Source organism: Paenarthrobacter sp. CM16 (assembly GCF_013179505.1).
GTDB lineage: Bacteria > Actinomycetota > Actinomycetes > Actinomycetales > Micrococcaceae > Arthrobacter.
The window spans coordinates 1-23,240 of sequence record NZ_JABMCX010000039.1 but is presented as its reverse complement, the minus strand read 5'-3'; the positions used below and the strand labels follow the sequence as shown (position 1 = coordinate 23,240).

Here is a 23,240-nt window from a genome sequence, read left to right as displayed (position 1 = left end):
GTACCACCTGTGGTTCAAATGCGAGTACATGCAGCACACGGGCTCGTTCAAAGCCCGTGGCGCGTTCAACCGCCTGCTCACGGCCCAGGAAAGCGGCGAGCTGGATCCCGGGGTTGGCATTGTGGTGGCATCCGGCGGCAACGCGGGCCTCGCCAATGCCTATGCGGCGGCGAAACTCGGCGTTCCGGCTACGGTGTTCGTCCCGGAATCCGCGCCGGCCAACAAAGTCCATAAGCTCTATGCCATAGGCGCCAAGGTGGTCCAGGGCGGTGCCGAGTACGCCGAAGCCTATGCCGCTGCCATCCGGTTCGCTGAGGAGAAGGGCGCGGTCTATTGCCACGCGTACGACCAGCCGGAGATCGTGGCCGGTGCGGGCGGGGTGGGGCTTGAGCTGCTGGATGAACTGCCCGACGTCGACACCATCGTCGTTGCTGTTGGCGGCGGTGGCCTGATGGGCGGCATCGCAGCTGCGGCGGAGGGCCGGGCACGGGTTGTGGGCGTCGAACCTGAAACTGTTCCCACACTGCACACGGCACTGGCCAAGGGCGAGCCGGTGGACGTAGCTGTTTCGGGGATCGCAGCTGATTCCCTCGGTGCCCGCCGTATCGGGGAGATCGGATTTGGGGTTGCCCGCCGGACTGGTGTCCAGAGCGTCCTGGTGACGGACGAGGACATCATCCATGCCCGCCGGGCTCTTTGGGAAAAGCACCGGATCGTGGTGGAGCACGGTGCGGCGGCAGCCTATGCTGCGTTGCTTTCAGGAGCGTACAAGCCGGACGACGGCGAAACCGTTGCCGTCATCCTGTGTGGTGCCAACACGGACCCCGCCCACTTCTAGCAGCACCCAAGTAGGTAACAGTAGACGCTCCATTGAGCGGTCATTGCGACATGTGCTGTCACTTGGTTGGGGCAGCGGCGCAAAGAATCCCCGCCGGGGGATGTCCGGCGGGGATTCGGCGTCGGCAGGTCTGCCCTGCCATAGCGGTTCCTACTTTTTGGGCAGGCCTGCCGGGTTCAGTTCGGATGCGGGAATGGCTTCGGATGAAAGTCCCCAGCGGTCCAGGATCTTGGTGTAGCTGCCATCCTTGATGAGGGTGTTGAGCGCGGCTTGGGCCGCCACGGCCAAGCCGTTGCCCTTCTGGGTAGTGAACGCGATCTCGGCCTTTAGCGGCCAGCCACCTTCCAGCGTTCCCACCTCCTTGGTCTTGCCGTCCTTGGCTGCCTTGTAGGCTGCCGAAGCATTGGGGCCGAACGTGAGGTCGGCGCGTCCTGACTGGAGGGCGAGCTGGGAGGCGGAGTCGTCGTCGTAATACTGGAAATCAACCGGTTTCAAGCCGTTCTTCTTGTTCTCCTCGTCCCAGCGGACCAAAATGGCTTCCTGGTTGGTGCCCGAGCCCACAATGATGCGCTTGCCGGCCACGTCCTTGGCTTCCTTGACCTCGCCGATGTCCGAGTCGGCCTTGGCATAGAAGCCCAGGAGGTCGTTGCGGTAGGTGGCGAAGTCGAACTTCTCCTTGCGTGCCTCGGTGACGGTGACATTGGAGAGCACGGCCTCGTACTTGCCGGACTCCACACCCAGCGGCCAATCAGCCCAGGCCACCGGCAAAACCTCCACCTCAAGGCCCAGGCTCTCGCCCACGGCATAGGCGATGTCCACTTCGCTGCCGATGAGGGTCTTGTTATCCGTGGCGAAGGTACTCAACGGGGGAGTGCCGCCGGTGGTCACCACGGTGAGCTTGCCGTCTGCCTTGATGGCGTCCGGAACCAGTGCGGCCGCGGCGGAGTCAACGGACACCTTGATGCGGTCCTGCTGCGGGGACAGATTGAACTCCTTGGTGGACGAGCTGGATGAAGCGTTCGACGCCGAAGCTGACGCACCAGTCGCTGCTGTCGCACCCGGGTCCGAGCAGGCCGCGAGCCCCAGCAAAGCGGTGGCGGCCAGCGCCGCGGTGACGCCGGTTTTGGCTGCAAAACGTGCCATTGGTTCTCCTTGGGTTCGTCCTGGTCGTCGCGACAGGGCGGTCTGATGCGTACTTGTGGCTGCAACTATCCGGCAGCCATTCGAGCCAGGTCAAAGCACTCCGAAACGCTGGGATACAGGGGTTCATGGCGGTTAATCGGGCGTCGAATGGGGTCATAAATGCGTTCTAAAAAAGGGCGGAAACCAGTGCGCGACGCAACTCACAGAAATAACCCGGGTGCCGCCGTCGTTGTCGCTTAAGTGCCCGGCAATCAACCGTGCGGGCACCGAAACGTACCGAAAGGCCTTCCTGTGACTGTTCCTCTTTCCATCCTCGACCTGGCAACCATCGGCAAGGGCCAGACGGTGGCGGAAAGCCTCGCGGGCAGCGTGGCCATGGCACAGAAGGCCGAAGAGCTGGGGTATCGCCGCGTTTGGTATGCCGAGCACCACAACATGTCCGCGATTGCCTCCTCGGCCACCAGCGTGCTGATCGCCCACGTTGCCGCGCACACCAACACCATCCGGCTCGGGGCCGGTGGCGTCATGCTGCCCAACCATTCACCGCTGACCATCGCCGAGCAGTTCGGCACATTGGAGACCCTGCACCCGGGGCGGATCGACCTCGGCCTGGGTCGTGCACCGGGCAGCGACCAGAACACCATGCGCGCACTGCGCAGGGATCACACGTCCTCGGACAGGTTCCCCCAGGACGTCCTGGAACTGCAGGGTTACCTCACTGGCCCGACCCGCATCCAGGGTGTTGAGGCGACGCCGGGCAAGGGCACCAACGTGCCGCTGTACATCCTGGGGTCCTCGCTGTTCGGCGCCCAGCTGGCCGCGCAGTTCGGGCTTCCCTACGCGTTTGCTTCACACTTTGCCCCGGCGGCCCTGCAGGACGCTGTTGCCATCTACCGACGCGAATTCAAGCCCTCGGAGCAGTTGTCCGAGCCGCACGTCATTGCAGGCGTCAATGTCACTGCCGCGGACTCCAACGCAGAGGCGCAGGCCATCCATCTCGCGGTGAAGCGCGCCCGTGTATCGCTGTTCTTCGGCGGCGGCCGCGAATTCACGGACGATGAAGCGGACATGGTGCTTGACTCCCCGCAGGGCCAGCACATCGCCCAGATGATGAAGTTCTCCGCTGTTGGAACCAAGGACGTGGTGCGCGATTACCTCGACGAGTTTGCGACGTTCGCGGACGCCGACGAACTGATCGTGGCGCACCAGAGCATCGGCACCGAAGAGCGCTTGCGGTCGGTGGAGCTCGTGGCCGAGGTTGCGGGGCTGGTGAGCGCGTAGGCGCACCGCTGAGAGCAAACGCATAAATCCAAGGAAAAGCTTTACGCGTTTGCAATCTACTAGGTAGTCAAGCGAAACCGTCCGAGCGGAGACTGTAGTTATCCGCTTCGGAAGGGTCTGCCATGCCTACGCACTTGAATCAATCAGTTGCCGATTCCGCGCTGCTGATGAAATCGCTCCCGCTCGGCCTGCTCCGGACCGTGCTCCAATCGGACGCGGAAAACGGCATCACCCCACAGTTGTTCGCGGAGCTGAGGGTTCTGGCCCGGGTCCCCGGTTTGCTGGTGGCCTGTAACTATGGCGGCACTCTTTGTTCGGCTGAGGGCGTTTCCACGGAGACGCTCCCCTTGGATAGCGCAGCCGTGGCGCTCCGGGCGCTGGCTGCCCTGCCTAACACCCACACGGCCATCATTTCGGGCAGGTCCCTCAGGGACCTGGCGGCGGTGTCCAGGTTACCCGCGGAGGTCCATCTGGTGGGTTCCCACGGGGTGGAGTTCGACATGGGGTACGCCTATACGCTCTCCCTTGCCACCGAGCAGCTGCTTCAGCAGGTGGCCACGGCGCTGACTGAAGCCGTGGGTTTCGAGAAGGGTATCAGCGTTGTCCGCAAACCGGTGGGCGTCGCTGTGCACACCCGGCCCGCGACGCCGGAAGTGGTGGAACGGGTGATCTTTGCCTCCCAAAAGATCGCCATCGAGTTTGGCCTCTACTTCATCATTGACGGCACGGTGTTGGACCTGACGGTCGAGGAGCCGGCCAAGGGGCAAGCCCTGGAACAGCTGCGCTCAAGGCTCGGGGTCAGTGCCGCCCTGTACGCGGGCGATGCCGAGAGCGACGAGAAGGCGCTCGCCACCCTGCGAGGCCCCGACCTCGGCCTGCACGTTGGAGCAGGGGATACGACGGCGGCGCACACCATCCCGGATCCGGAATCCTTTGCGCGGGTCCTGGCTTTGCTGTTCGAACTGCGGCGGGCATGGTTGTTCGGCGAGGACGCTGTAGGCCTGGAACGGCATTCGATGATCGGCAATGGAAGCTCGACGGCGTTGCTCACCCCGGACGCAAAGGTCTGCTGGATGAGCCACCCCTTGCCGGATTCCGGCTCGCTGTTTGCGCACATCCTGGGCGGTGACCCCGCAGGCCACTTCAGCATAGAACCCGTGAAGCCGTCTCCGGTGCTGGCACAACGCTATGTGGATAACACCATGATCGTAGAGACCCGCTGGGCGGACGTCACGGTCACCGACTATCTGGAACCGGCCCCGGAAGGAATCACCAGCCTGGTCCGGGTCCTGTCCGGGACGGGCCATGCCCGCGTGGTCTTCGCACCGAGGCCTGATTACGCCAATGCCCCTTTCAACATGGAGATCCGCGGTGACGAGGTGCATATCATCGGCACCTCGGATCCGATCATTCTCACGGCACCGGGCGTGGCCTTCACCATCACCAGCGACTCAAAATATGCCACGGCAACAGCCGAGGTCTCCCTCAGTGCAGGGCCTGTGGTCCTGAACATGCGGTGCGGGGATACAGAGCCGCCTCCCGCAGACCCCGCTGGTGAACCCCAGCGGCGTACCGCCGTCGGGCAGTCAGCGCGTGACTGGGTCAAAGCACTGCAGCTGCCCACCATCAAGACTTCGCTGGTGCGTCGTTCCGCCTTGGTGCTGAAGTCGCTGGTCCACGAGCCCACCGGCGCCGTGCTGGCCGCGCCCACCACGTCCCTGCCGGAAGGCATTGGCGGCACCCGCAACTGGGATTACCGGTATTGCTGGCTGCGGGACGGGTCCATGACGGTGAACTCGCTGGTGTCACTGGGGTCCACGGAGGAAGCCGACGGGTTCCTGGGGTGGCTGGGCCGGATCCTGGAAAACGCGCCGGGGCCCGAATGGCTGCATCCGCTGTATTCGGTGACCGGCGCGCCGCTCTCCACGGAGGCAATCGTGGAAAGCCTGCCCGGCTATGCGGGCTCCAGGCCGGTGCGTATTGGCAACGCAGCGGATCACCAGGTCCAGCTGGACGTGTTTGGACCCATCGCGGAGCTGATCCACGACCTTGCCGAGCGGCGCGGATTCCTTCCTGACGAGCACTGGTTCCTCATGGAACAGATGGCGCACGCAGTGCTGGCCCGCTGGCACGAGCCGGACCATGGCATCTGGGAAGCCCGCCGGCCGCCGCGGCACCACGTTTACACCAAAGTCATGTGTTGGGTAACGCTGGACCGGGCGCTCCGGGCTGCAGCTTTGCATGGCCGCCAGGAGCACGCGGACTGGGCACCCACTGCCCACACCATCCGGGAGGAAGTGCTTGAGGAAGGCTGGGATTCCTCCGCCGCGTCCTACACGGTGGCCTATGACAGCCCGGACCTGGACGCCGCTGTCCTGCACATCGGATTGTCCGGGCTGCTGGACGCCCAGGACCAGCGCTTCCTGGATACGGTGACCGCCGTGGAGCGCGAACTGCGGGTAGGGCCCACCGTTTTCCGGTACAGGTACGACGACGGCCTGCCGGGCTTGGAGGGCGGCTTCCACATCTGCACCACGTGGCTGATCGAGGCCTACCTTGCAGTGGGCCGGTTGGATGATGCGTTGGAGCTGTTCAACCAGTTGGTGGCGTTGTTTGGTCCCACGGGGCTCCTGCCCGAAGAGTACGATCCCGGAACGGAAACACACCTGGGCAACCATCCCCAGGCGTACTCGCACTTGGGCTTCATCCGCTGTGCACAACTCCTGGACCACTATTTGGCCAGCGCGGACGTGGAGTAGCCCAACTGTCCGTACCAGCCGTTGTACTTCCACGTTGCCGTGAACGTTACCCGGGTTTTGCCGGCATCCGGCGCATCGCCGACGCCATCGTATTCGACGGCTAGGTAAGCAGCAGCGCCACTGCGATCATGGCGGGAACGGCCACGATGGTGGTGATCAGCACGGTGTCCTTGGCTACGGTGATTCCTGCTTGGTACCGGTTGGCCGCGACGAATACGTTTTGGGCAGTGGGCAGCGCCGAAGTCACCACGACGGCGAAGAGCGCGTGCCCCTCCATGCCCAACGCAAAGCGGGCAAAAACGTACGCGATCAGTGGATGGACTATGAGTTTGAAGCCGCTGGCCAGCAGGGTGTCCAGCCTCCTCCCGGCTTCCTTCTGCAGGGGTTTGGAACCGTTGAGGCTCATGCCGAAGGCCATCAGCATGGCAGGAATCGCGGCACCGCCAATCAAGTGGATGGGTTCCAGGATGAGTGTCGGCACCTGAAAACCGGTCCCCGCTACCAGCAGGCCGAGCGCAGAACCCACGATCATGGGGTTCTTGACGATCATGAGCAGGAAGCGCAGGGGAGTGGTGCGGTGCGTGCTGGTGCTGGCATCCAGGGCCATCAGGTACATCGGCGTGAAGAACGCGAGCTGGAAGATCAGCAGGGGCGCCACATAACTCGCGTCGCCCAGGACAAATACGGCGATGGGGATGCCTAGGTTGGCCGAGTTGGCCAAGGATGCGCTCATGGAGGACATGAGGGCTTCGGGCATGTCCCGTTTCAGCCAGAACTTCACGATCAGGAAGAACAACAAGCCGGTGAGTACTGCGCCCACGGCGGTGACCAGGAGCGGCGCGGCGAAGACGTCATGCAGCTTGGCCTTGCTCAGCGTCTCGAAGAGGAGGGCAGGGCTGGCAACGAAGAATGTCAGCGAGCTCAGCACCGACCGCGCGTTCTCGCCCAGAATTTCCCGACGCCCCACGAACATGCCCACCAGGATGATGGCCCACACCACGAAGAACCCGGACAGGACGCCGATCATGGCGCTGCGCGGACGGAGGTTCGTTGGGTCACGAAAGACAGCTTAGCCATAAATAGGATCTGAGTAAGCGTTTTCTCGTGAGAGTTCCGTCATGCGGACGGAGGAGTTCTTGCACCTCGGGTGACCCTAAATCGCGGTTTTAGGCCTGTATCAAAACGCGCTCGACGCCAAGCAACCGAGGTGAGTGTCGACGTCGGGCTCTAATTTTTGCCTGGCTTTTCGGCGGTTCCGTTCGCCTTCTCCAGTGCGGTGATCATTCGCGCTACCTGATGGACGGCTGACCTTATTCGGGCGGGGTGGCTCATGGTGACGAATTGAAGCATGAGGCCGTCGAGGGCCGCGAAGATGGCAAGCGCTGCTTCATTGCCGGTGTCCAAGCCGCGACGGGTCAAAGCGTCTTCCACTGTGCTGACGTAGCTCGCATAGAGACCCTCAACCAGTGCGCGAATCTCCGGGTTGCGCCTGGACTCAAGGAGCATTTCGAACTGGAACAACTGAAGCTCCGGCTCGGCGGAAACCGTGGCGATCAGTGAATCGGCAAAGTTCCCGTCGGGTTCGGCGAGCCCGGAGAGGCCGGTTTCCTGGATTGATCGTTGCACGGACCACTCCATGGTTGCGGCCAGGAGCCCTTCCATGGACCCGAAGTGGTGGGTGATCAAGGCGTGGTTGACGCCGGCGCGGGCGGCAACTGACCTATAGCTCGCTCCGCGCAGGCCCTTCTCCGCCACAACGTCCAGGACGGCGGAAAGCAAAGCATCCCTGCCGTCCCCATAGGGCAACTTGCGCGCATCCTCGCTCATGTAGCGAGTCTAGCGGCGGGGAAATCGGTAAAACGAACCCATTGACACCCGAAACTATACAAACGTATAGTTTGAGGTGTGGCCCGGATCACCTCCCTGCCGCCAAGAGCAGCTTCAGCCTCGCCGCCCGGACGTTCGTCCTTCAGCCGCAAGGCTCCCTATCCCTCCGCAATGGCGATGGCGCCAGTGCATTCCGGAAAGAACAGCCTCATGAACGAATCCAGTCAGACCTCGGCCCCGGCCGGTCCCAAAGGCGCAAGTCCCTCCACCGGTACTGTCAGGCTCAGGGCCAACAAGCTTGGCGTTGTTGCCATAGCCTTCTTTGCCATTGCTGCCGCTGCGCCCATGGCCGCTGTTGTAGGAGCAAGCCCCGTTATCTTCTCGGCCAGCGGTCCCGGCACTCCCGTCATCTACGTCATAGCAGCCCTGTTGGTAGCCCTGTTTTCAGTGGGCTACCTCAGGATGAGCCAACACATCACCAATGCCGGGGGCTTTGTGGCGTACATAGCCAAAGGACTGGGCAATAAGTGGGCCACAGGAGGCGCCGGGATAGCCATCCTGACCTACCTCAGCCTGCAAATCGGCCTATGGTCGCAGTTCGGAGTCTTCGCCCGGCAGCTCGTTGAAAGCCTCACGGGCATTGGACTGCCGGTCTACTTTTGGATCGTTGCAGTGCTGGCGCTGACCACGTTCCTGACAATGAAGGGCGTGGATGCCAGCCTCAAGGTGCTGGGTGTGCTCATCCTTGGTGAAACGCTGGTGGTTGCTGCCCTTGTAGGCTCCCTTGTTATCCAAAAGGGGCTGGGGATCTTCACGTTCGCAGGGTTCACGGGAGAGAATATTTTTGGGCCTGGCCTGGGCATCTCGTTGCTGTTCGCCTTCGCCTGCTTCACCAGCTTCGAAGCCACGGTTGTCTTCGCGGAAGAAGCCAAAGAACCGCGGCGTACCATCCCGCGTGCCGCCTACCTTGTCATCGCCTTCATCGGTGTCTTCTACATGGTTTCCACGTGGGCCATCAGCGGTGCCGTGGGCATCGAGGGGATCCAGGCGTCAGCCACCGAAAACCCTTCCGGAATGATCTTCGATCTTGCAGAGTCCAGCGCAGGTGCCTGGCTAAGCATTGCCATGCAGGTGCTGGTTGTGACGAGCTTCATCGCGATGCTTCTGGGACTGTCCAATATGTTCTCCCGGTACCTGTTCGCACTGGGCAGGGCGGGCGCACTCCCGGCCAAGCTGTCCGCCGTTTCCGCAACGGGGGCGCCGTCATTGGCAGGGCTGGTCAACTCCCTGGTTGTCCTGGCCATCATCAGCGCTTTTCTGCTGGCAGGCGCTGACCCGATCGCTACGGTCTTTGCCTGGTTTGTGGCCTTGGGAACGGCAGGATTTATTTCCATCCTGCTGCTGACATCGGCCGCAATCCTGGTGTACTTCGCCAGATCCGGGACCAGGGATAACCTCTGGGTCACCGTGATTGCTCCGGCTCTTTCATTCCTGGCGTTCATCGTTGTGGGCTACCTGACCCTGGAGAACTATGACGTCCTTCTCGGAGGCGCAGGAGGAGTGGCCCGATATCTCCTCCTGGGGATACCGCTCATCTTTGTGGCCGGCCTGGTTCGAGGATCTCAAAAGCCGGCCATCAATTACGCCGCAGAAATTGTCTGAACCGAACTCTCCACGTAAGCAACAGCCTGAAACAACCAAAGGACTCATCACATGACCACCACCGAACTCCAGGATTACGTTCCCGAGGAAGAATGGCCGCCGGTTTCCACCATGCTGGACGGCTTCGGGGACCAGACCCTGCCTGCTTCCCCTGCGCTGGCGAGCACAAAGATCGCCCTTGAGGCAGCTGATGGAACGGCCATCGAGTACAGCTTCCTCACTGCGTCACAACTTACGTGGACCGAGGGCACTGCCAGCGGGACCGCTGATTACAAGGCCATTGAAGCCCGCCCGGAAATCTTCATCATCGACTTCGTTCGTGGCCAGGGGCCCCGAGGCGGCGACGGTGGTGGCCGAGGCAGCGCCCGAGGCGGCGACGGCGGTGCCCAAGATGGCGGTGCCCAGGATACCAACGCCGAAAACGTCACCATCATTCTCGACCGATCCACTGATGCAGTCTCCACTGCGGTATCCCGTTTTGTCACTGTGGACGGCCAAGTCCGCGGAACTACTGACTTCACGCATTCCAACGCCGGCGGACAACCCACTGTGCACCAACGGACTTCAGACCTCGTGGGGAAGCGCATTTTCTACCGCTACAGCGATGTCGAATCCTACGAACACATCTACCTGAATCAAGGAACCTTCACCTGGCACTGCGTCCGGGGTGGTGAAGCCGGGCTTGCTGATACTGACCGTTGCATGACCTGGGCTGTCGCGGAGGACCTGTACATCTTCTTCTGGACCGAACAAGTGATGACTGTTGAAGCCGTGCTCCTGATCGATCTGCGTGAGCAGCGTTCCATTGGGCGGATGTTCGGCTGGGACAATCCCTCCGCCCAACCGGTGTGCCTCCCCTTCAATTCCAGGCTCAGCGTCCTGAACAGCACGGCCTACCCGCAAGACACCCACAAACACTGAACACCCCGCAAAAACTGACAGGAGCAACACCATGACCCAGGTCTTTCATGCCCAGCTGGACCAAGCAGCGTTCGAACCCTTTGCGTTGGGATCTGTCCAATGGCTCAGGCGTGCAGGTGGGAACGGAAACGAAACGCTGAGCGGCGGGATCTGGAAAGTCTCTCCGGAAGAAGCACCGGAACCCTTCGACCTGCCCATTGACCAGGACGAAACGATCTACATCGTCTCCGGCCACCTCCGCATCGAGGTCAAGGGCGGGCACACCCTTGAGCTCACGGAAGGCTCCATGGCCTCCTTCTCCAAGGGCGCAATGACCCGCTGGAGTGTCTTGGAACCAACCATCGAATTCTTCGTTTACAGCTAGGGGCCTGGGCACTGTGGAAACTTCCGACGTCATTGTTATTGGCGCTGGCTTTGCCGGTCTCACAGCAGCAAGGGAGCTGTCCCGGAGCGGACACGCCACCATCCTGCTGGAGGCGAAGGACAGGATCGCCGGGAGAACCCATCTGGCGGAACGCCTTGGCCGAAACCTGGAACTCGGGGGCACCTGGGTGCACTGGACCCAGCCATATGTCTGGGCGGAAATGGGGCGGTACGGGATCAAGGCCTTGCCGGGGCCGGAGTTCACCAAGGCCTGCTGGACGGCAAACGGTCAACGGCATGAAGGCACAGCTGAAGGCTTGATGGAATTGCTTGATGGCCCAAATCGTCTGCTGCTGGCTGACTCGCGACGCTATTTCCCCATGCCGTGGCAGCCCTTGGATAACCCCGATGTGGCGGACATCGACGGGACCACGCTGTCGGAAGCCATCGACCGCCTGGGTCTGCCTGAGGATCAGCGCCAGCTCTTGAGATCCTTCTGGACGCTGAATTTCAACGGCGGGCTGGATGAAGCCGCCTACACCCAGGCGTTGCGCTGGTGCGCAGTGGCCAGTGGGGACTGGCAGCTCATGTTTGAGGCCTGCGCCAGCTTCAAGATCGACGGCGGCACCCGCCGCCTTGCCGAGGCGATCCTTGCGGACTCATCGGCACAGCTGCGGCTGAAGCAGCGGGTGGTGTCCGTCGAGCAGGATACCGGGGGAGTCCTGGTGGCAACTGAAGCGGGCGAACAGTACCGAGCCCGCCAGGTCATCCTCGCACTGCCGCTCAGCGTATTGAACGGCATCGACGTCCAACCACCGTTGTCGCCCGGTAAGAGGGAAGCGGCTGCAAGGGGACAAGCGGGCCGCGGCGCCAAACTGTGGATCAAGGTGGACGGCCGGCAGGAAAGGTTCGTTGCGTTCGGGCCCGAAACGGCAGCCCTGAACTTCGTCCAAGCCGAGTACATCGATCAGGACACCACCACCCTTGTGTGCTTCGGTCCAGACGCCGGGGCCGTGGGTGTAGCCGACGTCGCTGGGGCACAAGCACACCTGGACGCCGTTATCCCGGGATTGACAGTGCTCGAAGTTGCCGGGCATGACTGGGTTTCCGATGAACACGCACGATCCACCTGGCCCATGCATTACACGGGCTACCTCACCCGGCACTTGGCCGAACTCCAAAGGCCCGAGGGCCGGATCCGTCTCGCCGGTTCTGACTTCGCCAATGGATGGGGCGGCTTCATCGACGGCGCCATCGAAAGCGGCCTGGACGCTGCCCGCGAAGCAGCATCCGCGCTCGCCAGTGACGCGCGGTCACCCCTGCAAGCTGCTACTCCCGTGGGCTAAAGCAGCCCCAAAAGTTCGACGTCGGCACTCACCCGAGTGCCGACGTCGAACGCTGTTTGTGGAGCCTGTTGTGGAGCCTTAGCTGAGGTGCGCCGCGTTGCTGAGCGCGTGCGGCGGACGCATGAGCCCGGGAGTGTGGCCCTCCGCCGGGTCATTGCCGAGCTGCAGGATCTTGTTGTCCTTGCCCACGTGGACCACTTTGGGCTCGTAGGCCCTGGCTTCCTCCGTGGTCATTTCCGCGTAGGTGATGAGGATGACCGTGTCCCCAACGTGGACCATGTGGGCGGCGGCACCGTTGATGCCGATGACGCCGGAACCGCGCTCGCCGGCGATGGTGTACGTTTCCAGGCGGGCGCCGTTGGTGACGTCAACAATGGAGACGAGTTCACCGGGGAGGATGTCGGCCGCATCCAGGAGGTCCAGGTCTACGGTGACGGAACCGACGTAATGGAGGTCGGCATGGGTGACCGTTGCGCGGTGGATCTTGGACTTGAACATTGTGCGGATCATAATGCCATCAGTTTAGCGCGGCACCCTCATCCGGCGCTGTGACGTACCAGACGTTCGCGTTCAGGCTAACGCCCTCGCAAGGCCTTGGCGGCAGCCATCGCTTCTTCAGCCACGATTTCGTAATTGTCCGCCGGTGCGCTGAGGGCCACTGAGTGCTCGCCGTACTTGCCGAAAGCGAGTTGTACCAGTTCATCAGCGCTTTCAATCCCCAGTGCGAGCACTATATGGCCAAGGTCCTCAATATCTTTGGCCCGCTCCGCAGCAACCTTCATTGCTGCCAGGGTGGGCAGGTCTGCGAGCTTTACGGCTGAGGAGGTCCCTTCCGGGCCGGCGATCCACTGCGCTTCTTCAGGGAGGAAGGCCGCAGCATTGCTGTTCAGCCACTTCGGGGGCAAATCGAACTCCTGTTCCATGGCAGCGGCCACTTCATCCACAGCCTCCCGGGGGGAGTACCGCGCGTCAATATCGCCGGTCGCGCGGTCCAAGATGCCATGGAGCAGGAGCGCGGCGCCACCCACTATGTGGATATTCAAGGTGATCCCGCGTGCTTCCAGTCGGGCTTCCACTTCGCGAAGCAGTTCAACTACGTCGTCACGCCGGAACTCGAACACCGTCAAATCGTGGCCAAATCTCTCTCACGGATCCAAACGTTCATGGCAGCGATCTCAGTAGGAGTTTCACGACGGATGAGATCCTTCATCCTGTCGCTGACCGGATGAATTTTCTCGGCCAGGAAGACAGGTTGCGATGACGCCTTGGCGTTCATTGCCCACTTTGGGACGGGGGAGTTGGTTTTGGCTGAAACCCATCGAGTAACCGCGCCAAGCGCAGCCCGGTAGGCGTCGTCGTCGAAGGACGGGGCGGTCGGCATGAGTGCCCGGCCCGCGACGAGCGAAGAGTTAGTGTATTCGCCCAGTAGTCGAATGGCGTAGTGGTAGTCACCCTCGGCGAGAGTGCGCGCGAAGTCTCCCATGAATTCACGGTCCTCCGAATCGTTAGGAGTTATTTCCAGGCCAAGGACCCGCATTGCCTCGAGGGCCAGCCCAAAAGCTGCTCCGTTCTTGCCTGATTCCAGATCCACCACGAACTTTCGGGAAGCCCCAATGGCGTTGGCCAAGGCTTGCTGAGTGTAGCCACGGTCTTTCCGTCGCTCGCGAATGGCTTGGCCGATAGCCTTGGTGCTCATGTCCATAAGGACAGTATGACACCGTTCGGTTACATTTTGCCTTGATTGCGATAGAAGGTTGGTTCTACTGGTTGGCCACCCCTCACAGCCCAACGCGTGCACGGCTAAACTCGTAGCGTTCCAGGCTGGTCCCGGCCGCCACCAGTTCACGCAGCTCCGCCAGCCCGCCGGTCACCACCCCGGCGGCGCGGGCCTGGACCAGGACATTGCCTTGCGCCGTTCCCTCAACGGGCCCCGCGATCACGGGCTTGCCGGTGGCGTCAGCCGTGAGCTGGCACAGGAGCCGGTTCTGCGAACCGCCCCCCACAATGTGCACCACGCTGGTGGCGCGGCCGGTGAGCCGTTCGGCATCAGCCAAGGTCCGGGCGTACCCGGCCGCGAGGCTGTCCATGATGCAACGCACGACGGCGGCAGGCCGGTCCGGGAGTACGGCACCGGTGTTGCGCACGGCTGCCCGGATGCGATCTGGCATGTTGTCCGGAGCAGTGAAAGCAGGATCATCGGCATTGATCTGCGGGCCACCGGCAGGAAGCGCTGCCGCCGAGTCCAGCAGGGCCGGGAGCGCTTGGGTATAGCCTTCCGCGGCCCACGCGCGCTGGCATTCGCTGAGCAACCACAAGCCACCCACATTGCGGAGGTAGCGGATGGTGCCGTCAACGCCTCGTTCGTTGGTGAAGTTGGCCTGACGGCTGGCTTCCGTGAGGACGGGCCGGTCCAACTCCACACCCACCAATGACCAGGTTCCGGAGGAGATGTACGCGAAATCTTCAAGCTCTGCAGGGACCGCCGCGACGGCCGACGCAGTGTCGTGGGACCCCACAGCAACCACGGTGGTGGCTGCGGGCAAACCCGTTTGCTCCAGGATTCCCGGCAGGAGCCTGCCTACGGTTTCACCGGGCTGGATGAGCGGCGGGAAGATGTTCCGGGGCAGGGCGAGGGCATCCAGGAACTCCGTGGCCCACTCACCGGCTACAGCGTCAAACAAACCTGTGGTGGAGGCGTTGGTGGCTTCAGTCCGGCGCTCACCGGTCAGCAGGAAGGCGATGAGGTCCGGGATAAGGAGGGCCTGAACGCCGTCAAGGTGTGGTTCCGCGGCGAGTTGGTACACCGTGTTGAACTGCAGGAACTGCAAACCCGTAGTGGAATACAGCTTCTCCGGAGGGATCGCCGCGTGCACCCGTTCCACCGTGGCCCGGCTGCGCTCGTCCCGGTAGCTATACGGTTGTGCCGTCAGTTCCCCGGCGGCGTTCACCAGCCCATAATCAACGGCCCAGGTATCGATGCCGATACTGACGATGCTCTCGCCGTTCGTGGCCGCCGTGGCAGCGGCAGCCGCCAAGCCCTTGAGTACCTCGGCGAACAGGGCGTTGAAGTCCCAGCGGAGGCCGCCGTCGAGCTCCACCACCCCGTTGGGGAAGCGGTGAATTGTCTCGAGCGACACCCCGGACTCAGGGGAGACGCGGCCCAGCATGACTCGGCCGGAGGATGCGCCGATGTCGATGGCGGCGAACACTGCGTTGTTGTCGACGGCGGCGGACACCGCCCCGGCGTGTGCCGGGGCGGTGCTCGCGGTGGTTCCGTTGTTCACCGACGGTCCTAGCGGAGGAATGCTGCCGCAACGCCGGCGTCCACGGGGATGTGGAGGCCGGTGGTGTGGGACAGTTCGTTGCTGGTGAGCACGGACGCGGCGTTGGCCACGTGCTCCGGGAGGACTTCGCGCTTGAGGAGCGTGCGCTGGGCGTAGTACTTGCCCAGTTCCTGCTCGTCCACGCCGTACACGGCTGCCCGTTTGGCGCCCCAGCCGCCGGCGAAGATGCCGGAGCCGCGGACCACGCCGTCGGGGTTGATGCCGTTGACGCGGACGCCGTGCTCGCCCAGTTCGGCGGCGAGCAGGCGTACCTGGTGGGCTTGGTCAGCCTTGGTGGCGGAGTAGGCGATGTTGTTGGGGCCGGCGAACACGGAGTTCTTGGAGGAGATGTAGATGATGTCTCCGCCCAGGCCCTGATCGATCATGACCTTGGCAGCGGCCTTGGACACCAGGAACGAGCCCTTGGCCATGACGTTGTGCTGGAGGTCCCAGTCCTTCTCCGTGGTCTCCAGCAATGGTTTGGAGATGGACAGGCCGGCGTTGTTGACCACCAGATCCAAGCCGCCGAATGCGAGCACGGCCTCCTGGATCGCGGCTGCGATCTGGGCTTCGTCAGTCACGTCAGCCTGGACGCCGATGGCGACGTCGGAACCGCCCAGTTCCTCGGCTACCTTTTGCGCGTTCTCGAGGTTGAGGTCGGCAATGACTACGCACGCGCCGTCGGACGCCAAGCGGGTGGCGATCGCCTTGCCAATGCCCGACGCCGCTCCGGTCACCAGTGCGATGCGTGTGGCGTGCGACTTGGGCTTGGGCATGCGGGCGAGCTTGGCTTCTTCCAAGGCCCAGTACTCGATGCGGAACTTCTCGGATTCCTCGATGGGGGCGTAGGTGGAGATGGCCTCTGCGCCGCGCATCACGTTGATGGCGTTGATGTAGAACTCACCGGCCACGCGTGCGGTCTGCTTGTCCTTGCCGAAGGAGAACATGCCAACGCCGGGGACCAGTACGATCGCCGGGTCAGCGCCGCGCAAGGCGGGTGAATCGGCGTCGGCGTGGCGGTCGTAGTAGGCCTGGTAGTCCTCGCGGTACGCGGCGTGCAGCTCTTTCAGCCGGGCCACGGAGTCTTCAATCGAGGCATCCGCGGGAAGGTCCAGGACCAGAGGCTTGACCTTGGTGCGCAGGAAGTGGTCCGGGCAGGAGGTTCCCAGGGCGCCCAGGCGCGGGTGCTCCGCGGATTCAAGGAATTCAAGCACGACGCCGTCATCACTGAAGTGCCCCAGCTGCGGCCTGTCCGTGGAGGCCAGGCCGCGGATCACTGGCGCGAGGGCCGCTGCCTTGGCTTTGCGCTCGGCCTCGGGAAGGGCGCTGTAGCCGGGGAGCTTGGCACCGAAGGGCTCGGCCTTGCCGTTGTCCTTGATGTAGTTCTCGGCCGCGTCGATGATCCAGAGCGAGTTGGCTTCGGCCTCTTCGCTGGTGGCACCCCAGGCGGTGATGCCGTGGCCGCCCAGGATGGTGCCGATGGCCTGCGGGTTGGCTTCCTTGATGGCAGCAATGTCCAGGCCCAACTGGAAACCGGGACGACGCCACGGAACCCACACCACCTTGTCGCCGAACACCTTGGAGGTCAGCGCCTCGCCGTCCACCGCCGTCGCAATGGCGATGCCCGAGTCCGGGTGCAGGTGGTCAACGTGCGCGGCATCCACCAAGCCATGCATGGCGGTGTCGATCGACGGCGCAGCGCCGCCCTTGCCGTGGAGGCAGTAATCGAACGCGGCCACCATTTCGTCTTCACGCTCGACGCCGGGGTAAACGGACTTCAGTGCCTGCAGCCGGTCCAGCCGGAGTACTGCCAGGTTCCCGGCTTTCAGGGTGCCAAGGTCGCCGCCGGAACCCTTGACCCAGAGCAGCTCGACGTCCTGGCCCGTGACAGGATCCTTGTCGGTGCCTTTGGCGGAGGTGTTGCCGCCGGCGAAGTTGGTGTTCCGCTTGTCCGCGCCGAGGCGGTTGGAACGGGAAATCAGCTCTTCAACTGTGTTTGTCTTGTTCTGCGTTGTCATGCTTATGCGCCCCATCCGGCTTGCTGGCCGCCAGCGCGGTCCTCGTTGATCTTCTTCTGGTATCCGCTGGCCTTGTATGCGGCCATGGGATCGGCGGGGAGGCCGCGGGATTCGCGCCACTCGGCCAGGACCGGGCGGACATCGGTGTAGAAGGCATCGTTGAAGATGCCGTTGGCGGCCAGGACATCGCCGGCACGCTGGGCTTCGGACAGTGCTGCAGTGTCCACCAGGAGCGCACGGGCGGTCATTTCCTGGACGTTCAGGACCGAGCGGATCTGCCCGGGGATCTTCTCTTCCAGGTTGTGGCACTGGTCCAGCATCAGGGCGACGCCTGAATCCTTGCCGAAACCGCCGCCGCGGATGACCTCGTGCATGATGCGGAACAGCTGGAACGGATCAGCAGCGCCAACAATAAGGTCATCGTCGGCGTAGAAGCGGGAGTTGAAGTCGAAGGAACCCAGCTTGCCGAGGCGCAGGAGCTGCATCACGATGAACTCGATGTTGGTACCCGGTGCGTGGTGGCCGGTGTCCAGGCAGACGAACGCCTTCTCGCCCAGGGCCAGGGTCTGGGCGTAGGAAGTGCCCCAGTCCGGAACGTCGGTGTGATAGAAAGCGGGCTCGAAGAACTTGTACTCCAGGACCAGGCGCTGCTCATCGCCGAGGCCGGCGTAGATCTCCTGGAGGGACTCAGCCAAGCGGTCCTGGCGGCCGCGGATATCGTCCTGGCCGGGGTAGTTGGTGCCGTCAGCCAGCCAGATCTTCAGGTCCTTGGAACCGGTGGCGTGCATGATCTCAATGCACTCCAAGTGGTGGTCGATTGCGCGGCGCCGCACGGACTCGTTGGACGAGGTGAGGGAGCCGAACTTGTACTCGTCATCCTGGAAGGTGTTGGAGTTGATGGTGCCCAGTCCCACGCCCAGTCCTGCGGCGTACTCGCGGAGGGCTGCGTAGTCATCCACCTTGTCCCACGGAATGTGCAGGGCCACGGTGGGGGCCAGCCCGGTGAGTTCGTGGACCTTGGCGGCGTCGGCAATTTTTTCCTGGACGGTGCGCGGAGTACCCGGAGTGCCGAAGACCTTGAATCGGGTCCCGGAATTTCCGTAGGCCCAGGACGGCACTTCGATGGCCAGTTCCCCTAGACGGCCCAGGGCCGATTCTGTGGTGTTCATGCTTGTTCCTTTGGGTATTCGTGGGCTGGGTCTTTGTCTATGTGTGCGGTGCCGGCGGCGTCTGTGACGCGGCCCGCAGCGGCAAGCTGGTCTTCGAGGTTGAAAACTTCTTCCACGATCTCGAAGCCCTGGTCCGGAGGGAGGTCGCTGTTCGCAAAAAGGGTGGCCATTTCGGCCTGCCAGCGGGCATTGACCTCAGTTAAGGCCATGCGGGCTTGAGCGGCCTCGTAGTCTTCGCACTCCAGGTAGCCGATCAATTGGCCGTCAGGAGCGAGGAACAGTGAGTAGTTGTTCCATCCTGCGTTTTTCAGTGCTGACAGCATCTCCGGCCATACGGCGGCATGGCGTTGCTTGTACTCGGCCATCAGTTCCGGTTGGACTGAGGAGCGGAAACAAACCCTCATGTGTGTTTCTCCAGGGTCACTCGTCTTTGAATCGTTTCATTTGTTACGATTCAAATTACCCTCGTAAACGGGAGGGTGTCAAGGCGTTTCCAGCACATTGACGTCAGCCAGCGGAGATCGGAAAGCATGTCCCAGACAGCCAGCATCAAAGACGTTGCCACCCATGCCCAAGTAGCAGTGGGAACTGTTTCCAATGTGCTGAACTATCCGGACAGGGTTTCTCAGAGGACCAAGGAACGCGTCCTGAAGTCCATTGCTGAACTCGGGTTTGTCCGCAATGATGCCGCCCGACAGCTCCGGGCCGGCCAAAGCCGGACCATCGGGCTGATTGTCCTTGACGTCGGGAACCCCTTCTTCTCCTCGGTGGCCCGCGCCGCAGAGGACGCCGCCACCGCACTCGGAAGCGTGGTGCTGGTAGGCGACAGCGGGCAGGATTCCTCCCGCGAAGCGCACTATATGGATCTTTTCCAGGAGCAACGCGTCCAAGGGCTGCTCATCTCTCCGGTAGGGGACGTGGCGGAGCGGATCGATACTTTGCGCGAAAGGGGCGTGCCCACGGTCCTGGTGGACGAACTTGCAGACACCGAACGCTGCAGCTCGGTCTCCGTGGATGACCAGGAGGGCGGTTATCTTGCCGCCAAGCACCTGCTGGACCTGGGTCGCCGTCGTCTGGCCTTTGTTGGTACGCCGTCCATCCGCCAGGTGGCGAGCCGACTCAAGGGTGCGCAGCGTGCTGTGGCAGAGGTATCCGGGGCCAGTGTTGAAGTCCTGGATTCTGCTGGCCAGACCGTTCTGGCCGGCAGGCAGGTGGGTAACAGCCTGGTGGAACGCGCCCCGGAGCTCCGGCCTGAAGCCGTCTTCTGCTCCAACGACCTCCTGGCGCTGGGCGTCATGCAGTCGCTGACCATGTTGCGGACGGTCCGGATCCCGGAGGACATCGCGCTCATCGGCTATGACGACATCGATTTCGCCATCTCCGCAGTGGTTCCGCTCTCTTCCATCCGCCAGCCCACCGAGGCCCTGGGCCGCACGGCGATCGAGCTGCTCGCGGAAGAACAGGAGAGCGGCGGAACCAAGCACCGGGCAGTGGTGTTCACGCCTGAACTGGTGGTCCGCCAAAGCACTGCCGGCGCACCCAACTAAGTCCGCACCCAACTGAGTAACAGCACATGTCCCAATGGATGCCTGTCATGTCTCATGACCTTGTAGACACTTCATGTCTCATGACCTTGTAGACACTTCATGTCTCATGACCTTGTAGACACTTCATGTCTCATGACTTCGTAGACAGTTGGTGTCTCATGACTGTGTGGACACTTCGGCTTGGGGCTTTGTTTGTCGGTTTTTGAGGGGTGGGTAGTTCGTCCGTTTCTTGCGGGTGCCTCGTGGGTCGGCTTCGACTCCTGTGGGTTTGCCGTTGCCGACGTAGGGTGTGCCTCGGGGCGGCAGTGAGTGCGTGATGATCTCGGTGCCGCGGGCGTCGAAGAAGACGATGGTGCTTTCGTCGTGGAGGATGTGCACGGTGGCGCCGATGTGTTCTTTGCCCAGTTTGAAATGGGTTCCCAGGATCGTCGCGCATCCGTTTCGGTTCACTGTTCGTTGCGTGGTTCGCCGTTCAGGTCCGGGTGTGGGCTCTCGTGGGGTCGCTGGCGGGGGTGTCTTGGGGGTCGCGTTCCATGCTTCCTGGGGTGTCATTGCCGGTGAGAGTGCCTGGTGTTCCCGTTCGCTGTTGTAGTAGAGATCGAACGCGTCAACCTGGAGTTGCAGGGCGGCCATTGAGGATGCAGGTGGTTGCCGGTGCAGGTATCGGTGCAGTGTCTGATGGAAGCGTTCGTTCTTGCCCTGAGTGGTTGGTTTGTAGGGTTTGCCCGTGATCGGCTCCACGCCCCTGGCCTTGAGGAACTCCACGAGCGCCCCCGTGCGGCCGCGGCGGGTGGGATTCGTCAGCGAGTTGCCATTGGGTCGAATCGATCTGCCAGCACGCGTTCGGCTGGGGATAGACGAACCTTTTGTAAGCGCTTCGTGGTTTCTTCCGAGGTTCGGGCACTACCACCCCCGCCCGAACAAATATCCTGGCCACGGTGGCGCGGGAGGGCGGTTTGAAGCCCTGTCTGGAGAGCTTCGCGATAACCGGGAGTGGGCCGTGATCGAGCCCGCTCTCGTGTAGTTCCTCCCTGGTGCCCAGCAGTAGCTCGATCATGGCCGGTGCCGTGCTGGTCGGCGTCGTCCTCGGAAGCGTGGACTTCTTCTCCAACGCCTTCACCGGCCCCACCTCAGCTGCCGCCGCCCGGACCCGGTAGAACCAGGCCCGGGAAACGTTGTGCTTCCTGCAGAACGCTGAGACCGCGCCCCTGGGCGAATCCTCGGACCACGTTGCCACAGCATGCCGGATCCTGATGTCCGGCTGGGATTTACTCATGAACAGCAGCAAACCCGCCCACGAGCTGTCCACGATGTCCTGAGACAGAGTGTCTACGAAGTCATGAGACAGAACTGTCTATTAAGTCATGAGACTCCACAGTCCCAATGGATGCCCATAGCGACGTTTGCTGTTACCTAGTTGGGCGACTGCAGGGCGTAGATGCTCCAGGAGGCGGTGTGCTTGGCGCGGGGCCGAGGAAGGCGGCGGCGCCGGCCTTTGTCCGGCGACGCTTGTTGGGCACAGGCCTAGCCTCGCTTGACTGTTGCATCCAGCGGAAGCGTCGCGGGGGCTTCGATCGGCCACCGCCCGTTCGTGGCGATCCGGGACAGGTTCCGTTCACCGTCCGGGTCGTCGATATCCACGGGAATGAGCACCGTATTCCGATCACCGATCTGGGTTGCCTTGGCGGTCAAGTGGGCAGCTTCCATTGCCGCAACCAGATCGAAATGGGGTTCCCATTCGGCAGTGGTAACTACCAGGCGTAGTTCCTCGGTGGGCATATATCCCTCTCCGATCGACCAAATGAGGCGGACAACGTAGTCAATGAGAAGGTCGCCGCGTTCGACGCTGTAGCCGGGCTCGATCTCAAACTCCACTGCGTAGCCGGTGTTGCCTTTGACGTTTGGTTTGTCCCCTCCGGAAAAGCCGGTGACGGTGATTCCGGGCACCGCTTCCAAGGCTTCCCGGGCTTCTGCACGAGCCTGTCCTGCTTCAGAGTCATGTGGCACGGTGCTGCACGAACTCAGCGCCAGCATGCCCACAACTGCCACGCCAATGAGTTTCCTGAATCCGGTCTGCACGCCATTCCCCATAACTTCAACTTCTCATACATCGAGGTGAAGAACTCTCCTCATGAATGGAGTGGAGTCGTGGCAGCTTTCATGACGACCCAACCCAACTAGGTAACAGCAGATGTCCCAATGGATGCCCATAGCGACGTTTGCTGTTACCTAGTTGGGTGGCTACAGGGCGTAGATGCTCCAGGACGCGGTGTGCTCCGCGCCCGGTTCCAGCCGGATCAAGTCCATCCCGCTGTTGAAGGCATCCGGTGGGCACGTCATGGGTTCCACGGCCAGGCCCAGGCGGTTGGGCAGGGGTGCCGGCTTGTCAGCCGTGTGGATCTGAAGCCAAGGGCAGCTTTCGTCCCAGGACATCCCGACGCCGGTGCCCGCCGGGTCCCGCAGCGACAGCCGCGCCAGCCCGCCGTCGAACGTTATTCCCGTAAAGGCGTGGTCGATCTCGGTGCTGCCGATGATGCGCGCTGAACGGAAGTCGAACTCGTGACCTTCCACGGGAACAACACCCACGGGCAGGAGCCTGTCAGGTGTGACTTCCAGGAACGAGTCGGCTGAAAACTCCAGAACCCACTCATCCAGCGGCGAAGTGCCGGCCACCAGGTAGGGGTGCGGGCACACGCCGTAGGGGGCGGCGACGTCGGCAGCGTTGCGGGCCGTGACAGAGGTGTGAAGCCCCGTCTCGTCCAAGGCGAACCGGGCTGAAAGTTCCAGCACGAAGGGGTAACCCGTAGTCGGACCCACCATGCACGTCAAGGTGAGTGAGTCGGCGTCGGACTCCTTCAGGGTCCAATCCAGCGGAAAGGCGAGCCCGTGCAAGGCAGTTGCGCGTTCGGGTTCATTGACCGGAAGCCGGTGCTTCACGTCGTCGAAGCTGTAGGTCCCGTCTGCGATCCTGTTGGGCCACGGTGCGGCGATGACGCCGCGGTAGTCCGGGATCGGACCACCCTCCGGGAAGGGGACAATGAGG

22 protein-coding genes are annotated in these 23,240 nt (G+C 62.7%); 9 read left to right on the top strand and 13 right to left on the bottom strand.

The genetic code is table 11. From position 1 onward, the window contains the following. A partial coding sequence (locus HP499_RS05285; protein WP_172322862.1) for a threonine/serine dehydratase occupies window positions 1-838 on the top strand: 838 nt, incomplete at its 5' end. Between the two features lie 150 nt (window positions 839-988). On the opposite strand, the gene HP499_RS05280 is transcribed toward HP499_RS05285, so the two are convergent. Next, window positions 989-1,981 carry an ABC transporter substrate-binding protein gene (locus HP499_RS05280; protein ID WP_172322861.1) on the bottom strand — a complete coding sequence of 331 codons (993 nt, stop codon included), beginning with the start codon at window positions 1,979-1,981 and terminating at the stop codon, window positions 989-991. Between the two features lie 291 nt (window positions 1,982-2,272). On the opposite strand from HP499_RS05280, the gene HP499_RS05275 reads away from it, so the two are divergent. Then, a complete protein-coding gene (locus HP499_RS05275) occupies window positions 2,273-3,262 on the top strand; it encodes an LLM class flavin-dependent oxidoreductase (protein WP_026547810.1) in 990 nt (329 codons plus the stop codon). A 122-nt stretch (window positions 3,263-3,384) separates the two neighbouring features. Continuing rightward, window positions 3,385-6,021 (top strand): trehalase-like domain-containing protein, encoded by a 2,637-nt coding sequence (locus HP499_RS05270; RefSeq protein WP_172322860.1) that lies wholly within the window; start codon window positions 3,385-3,387, stop codon window positions 6,019-6,021. 100 nt (window positions 6,022-6,121) lie between these two features. Here HP499_RS05270 and HP499_RS05265 read toward each other — a convergent pair whose 3' ends face one another. Together HP499_RS05265 and HP499_RS05260 are read right to left on the bottom strand one after the other, a co-directional pair. After that, window positions 6,122-7,048, bottom strand: coding sequence for an AEC family transporter (locus tag HP499_RS05265; RefSeq protein ID WP_172322859.1), 927 nt, complete (start codon window positions 7,046-7,048; stop codon window positions 6,122-6,124). Between the two features lie 200 nt (window positions 7,049-7,248). Further along, window positions 7,249-7,848, bottom strand: coding sequence for a TetR/AcrR family transcriptional regulator (locus HP499_RS05260; protein ID WP_172322858.1), 600 nt, complete (start codon window positions 7,846-7,848; stop codon window positions 7,249-7,251). 210 nt (window positions 7,849-8,058) lie between these two features. On the opposite strand from HP499_RS05260, the gene HP499_RS05255 reads away from it, so the two are divergent. Genes HP499_RS05255 through HP499_RS05240 form a run of 4 tightly spaced genes read left to right on the top strand, consistent with a single transcriptional unit; the run spans window position 8,059 to window position 12,140 of the window. After that, window positions 8,059-9,510, top strand: a complete 1,452-nt coding sequence (locus tag HP499_RS05255; protein WP_172322857.1) for an APC family permease — start codon at window positions 8,059-8,061, stop codon at window positions 9,508-9,510. 51 nt (window positions 9,511-9,561) lie between these two features. After that, complete coding sequence (locus tag HP499_RS05250) at window positions 9,562-10,431, top strand: MoaF C-terminal domain-containing protein (RefSeq protein WP_172322856.1); 870 nt, start codon at window positions 9,562-9,564, stop codon at window positions 10,429-10,431. Window positions 10,432-10,462: 31 nt separating this feature from the next. Beyond that, a complete protein-coding gene (locus tag HP499_RS05245; RefSeq protein ID WP_172322855.1) occupies window positions 10,463-10,795 on the top strand; it encodes a cupin domain-containing protein in 333 nt (110 codons plus the stop codon). Window positions 10,796-10,808: 13 nt separating this feature from the next. After that, a complete protein-coding gene (locus tag HP499_RS05240; protein ID WP_172322854.1) occupies window positions 10,809-12,140 on the top strand; it encodes an FAD-dependent oxidoreductase in 1,332 nt (443 codons plus the stop codon). A gap of 78 nt (window positions 12,141-12,218) precedes the next feature. On the opposite strand, the gene panD is transcribed toward HP499_RS05240, so the two are convergent. The 7 genes from panD to HP499_RS05205 all read right to left on the bottom strand — a co-directional run bounded on the left by panD (window position 12,219) and on the right by HP499_RS05205 (window position 19,054). After that, window positions 12,219-12,650, bottom strand: a complete 432-nt coding sequence (panD, locus tag HP499_RS05235) for an aspartate 1-decarboxylase (protein ID WP_026543295.1) — start codon at window positions 12,648-12,650, stop codon at window positions 12,219-12,221. Window positions 12,651-12,715: 65 nt separating this feature from the next. Beyond that, window positions 12,716-13,261: a DUF6036 family nucleotidyltransferase gene (locus HP499_RS05230; RefSeq protein WP_309138340.1), complete on the bottom strand. Its 546-nt coding sequence runs from the start codon at window positions 13,259-13,261 to the stop codon at window positions 12,716-12,718. Between the two features lie 2 nt (window positions 13,262-13,263). After that, window positions 13,264-13,836, bottom strand: coding sequence for a helix-turn-helix domain-containing protein (locus HP499_RS05225; RefSeq protein ID WP_253951412.1), 573 nt, complete (start codon window positions 13,834-13,836; stop codon window positions 13,264-13,266). Window positions 13,837-13,918: 82 nt separating this feature from the next. Next, a complete protein-coding gene (locus HP499_RS05220) occupies window positions 13,919-15,424 on the bottom strand; it encodes a rhamnulokinase family protein (protein WP_172322852.1) in 1,506 nt (501 codons plus the stop codon). 8 nt (window positions 15,425-15,432) lie between these two features. Then, the gene (locus HP499_RS05215) at window positions 15,433-17,496 is read right to left on the bottom strand and encodes a bifunctional aldolase/short-chain dehydrogenase (RefSeq protein WP_375154240.1); all 2,064 of its coding nucleotides are present in this window, start codon (window positions 17,494-17,496) and stop codon (window positions 15,433-15,435) included. After that, the gene (gene rhaI, locus HP499_RS05210) at window positions 17,484-18,650 is read right to left on the bottom strand and encodes an L-rhamnose isomerase (protein WP_026543299.1); all 1,167 of its coding nucleotides are present in this window, start codon (window positions 18,648-18,650) and stop codon (window positions 17,484-17,486) included. Before rhaI ends, HP499_RS05215 begins: the two co-directional genes overlap by 13 nt. After that, window positions 18,647-19,054: an L-rhamnose mutarotase gene (locus HP499_RS05205; RefSeq protein ID WP_172322850.1), complete on the bottom strand. Its 408-nt coding sequence runs from the start codon at window positions 19,052-19,054 to the stop codon at window positions 18,647-18,649. Before HP499_RS05205 ends, rhaI begins: the two co-directional genes overlap by 4 nt. 126 nt (window positions 19,055-19,180) lie before the next feature. On the opposite strand from HP499_RS05205, the gene HP499_RS05200 reads away from it, so the two are divergent. Then, window positions 19,181-20,197 (top strand): LacI family DNA-binding transcriptional regulator, encoded by a 1,017-nt coding sequence (locus HP499_RS05200; protein ID WP_172322849.1) that lies wholly within the window; start codon window positions 19,181-19,183, stop codon window positions 20,195-20,197. A 156-nt stretch (window positions 20,198-20,353) separates the two neighbouring features. On the opposite strand, the gene HP499_RS05195 is transcribed toward HP499_RS05200, so the two are convergent. After that, the gene (locus tag HP499_RS05195) at window positions 20,354-20,962 is read right to left on the bottom strand and encodes an integrase core domain-containing protein (RefSeq protein WP_172322848.1); all 609 of its coding nucleotides are present in this window, start codon (window positions 20,960-20,962) and stop codon (window positions 20,354-20,356) included. Between the two features lie 269 nt (window positions 20,963-21,231). On the opposite strand from HP499_RS05195, the gene HP499_RS25370 reads away from it, so the two are divergent. Further along, on the top strand, window positions 21,232-21,354 hold the full coding sequence (locus tag HP499_RS25370) for a hypothetical protein (RefSeq protein ID WP_256378414.1): 123 nt from the start codon (window positions 21,232-21,234) through the stop codon (window positions 21,352-21,354). A 367-nt stretch (window positions 21,355-21,721) separates the two neighbouring features. Here HP499_RS25370 and HP499_RS05190 read toward each other — a convergent pair whose 3' ends face one another. Both HP499_RS05190 and HP499_RS05185 read right to left on the bottom strand, forming a co-directional pair. Then, the gene (locus tag HP499_RS05190; protein WP_172322847.1) at window positions 21,722-22,276 is read right to left on the bottom strand and encodes a hypothetical protein; all 555 of its coding nucleotides are present in this window, start codon (window positions 22,274-22,276) and stop codon (window positions 21,722-21,724) included. A gap of 162 nt (window positions 22,277-22,438) precedes the next feature. Beyond that, the coding region (locus tag HP499_RS05185) for an aldose 1-epimerase family protein (protein ID WP_172322846.1) at window positions 22,439-23,240 on the bottom strand (802 nt) is incomplete at its 5' end.

What these genes read in the sequence shown, in the direction of transcription:
- HP499_RS05280 (WP_172322861.1), bottom strand. Translation starts at nt 1,981, where the DNA reads ATGGCACGTTTTGCAGCCAAAACCGGCGTCACCGCGGCGCTGGCCGCC.
- HP499_RS05270 (WP_172322860.1), top strand. Translation starts at nt 3,385, where the DNA reads ATGCCTACGCACTTGAATCAATCAGTTGCCGATTCCGCGCTGCTGATG.
- HP499_RS05265 (WP_172322859.1), bottom strand. Translation starts at nt 7,048, where the DNA reads ATGATCGGCGTCCTGTCCGGGTTCTTCGTGGTGTGGGCCATCATCCTG.
- HP499_RS05260 (WP_172322858.1), bottom strand. Translation starts at nt 7,848, where the DNA reads ATGAGCGAGGATGCGCGCAAGTTGCCCTATGGGGACGGCAGGGATGCT.
- HP499_RS05255 (WP_172322857.1), top strand. Translation starts at nt 8,059, where the DNA reads ATGAACGAATCCAGTCAGACCTCGGCCCCGGCCGGTCCCAAAGGCGCA.
- HP499_RS05250 (WP_172322856.1), top strand. Translation starts at nt 9,562, where the DNA reads ATGACCACCACCGAACTCCAGGATTACGTTCCCGAGGAAGAATGGCCG.
- HP499_RS05245 (WP_172322855.1), top strand. Translation starts at nt 10,463, where the DNA reads ATGACCCAGGTCTTTCATGCCCAGCTGGACCAAGCAGCGTTCGAACCC.
- panD (WP_026543295.1), bottom strand. Translation starts at nt 12,650, where the DNA reads ATGATCCGCACAATGTTCAAGTCCAAGATCCACCGCGCAACGGTCACC.
- HP499_RS05225 (WP_253951412.1), bottom strand. Translation starts at nt 13,836, where the DNA reads ATGAGCACCAAGGCTATCGGCCAAGCCATTCGCGAGCGACGGAAAGAC.
- HP499_RS05215 (WP_375154240.1), bottom strand. Translation starts at nt 17,496, where the DNA reads ATGGGGCGCATAAGCATGACAACGCAGAACAAGACAAACACAGTTGAA.
- rhaI (WP_026543299.1), bottom strand. Translation starts at nt 18,650, where the DNA reads ATGAACACCACAGAATCGGCCCTGGGCCGTCTAGGGGAACTGGCCATC.
- HP499_RS05205 (WP_172322850.1), bottom strand. Translation starts at nt 19,054, where the DNA reads ATGAGGGTTTGTTTCCGCTCCTCAGTCCAACCGGAACTGATGGCCGAG.
- HP499_RS05200 (WP_172322849.1), top strand. Translation starts at nt 19,181, where the DNA reads ATGTCCCAGACAGCCAGCATCAAAGACGTTGCCACCCATGCCCAAGTA.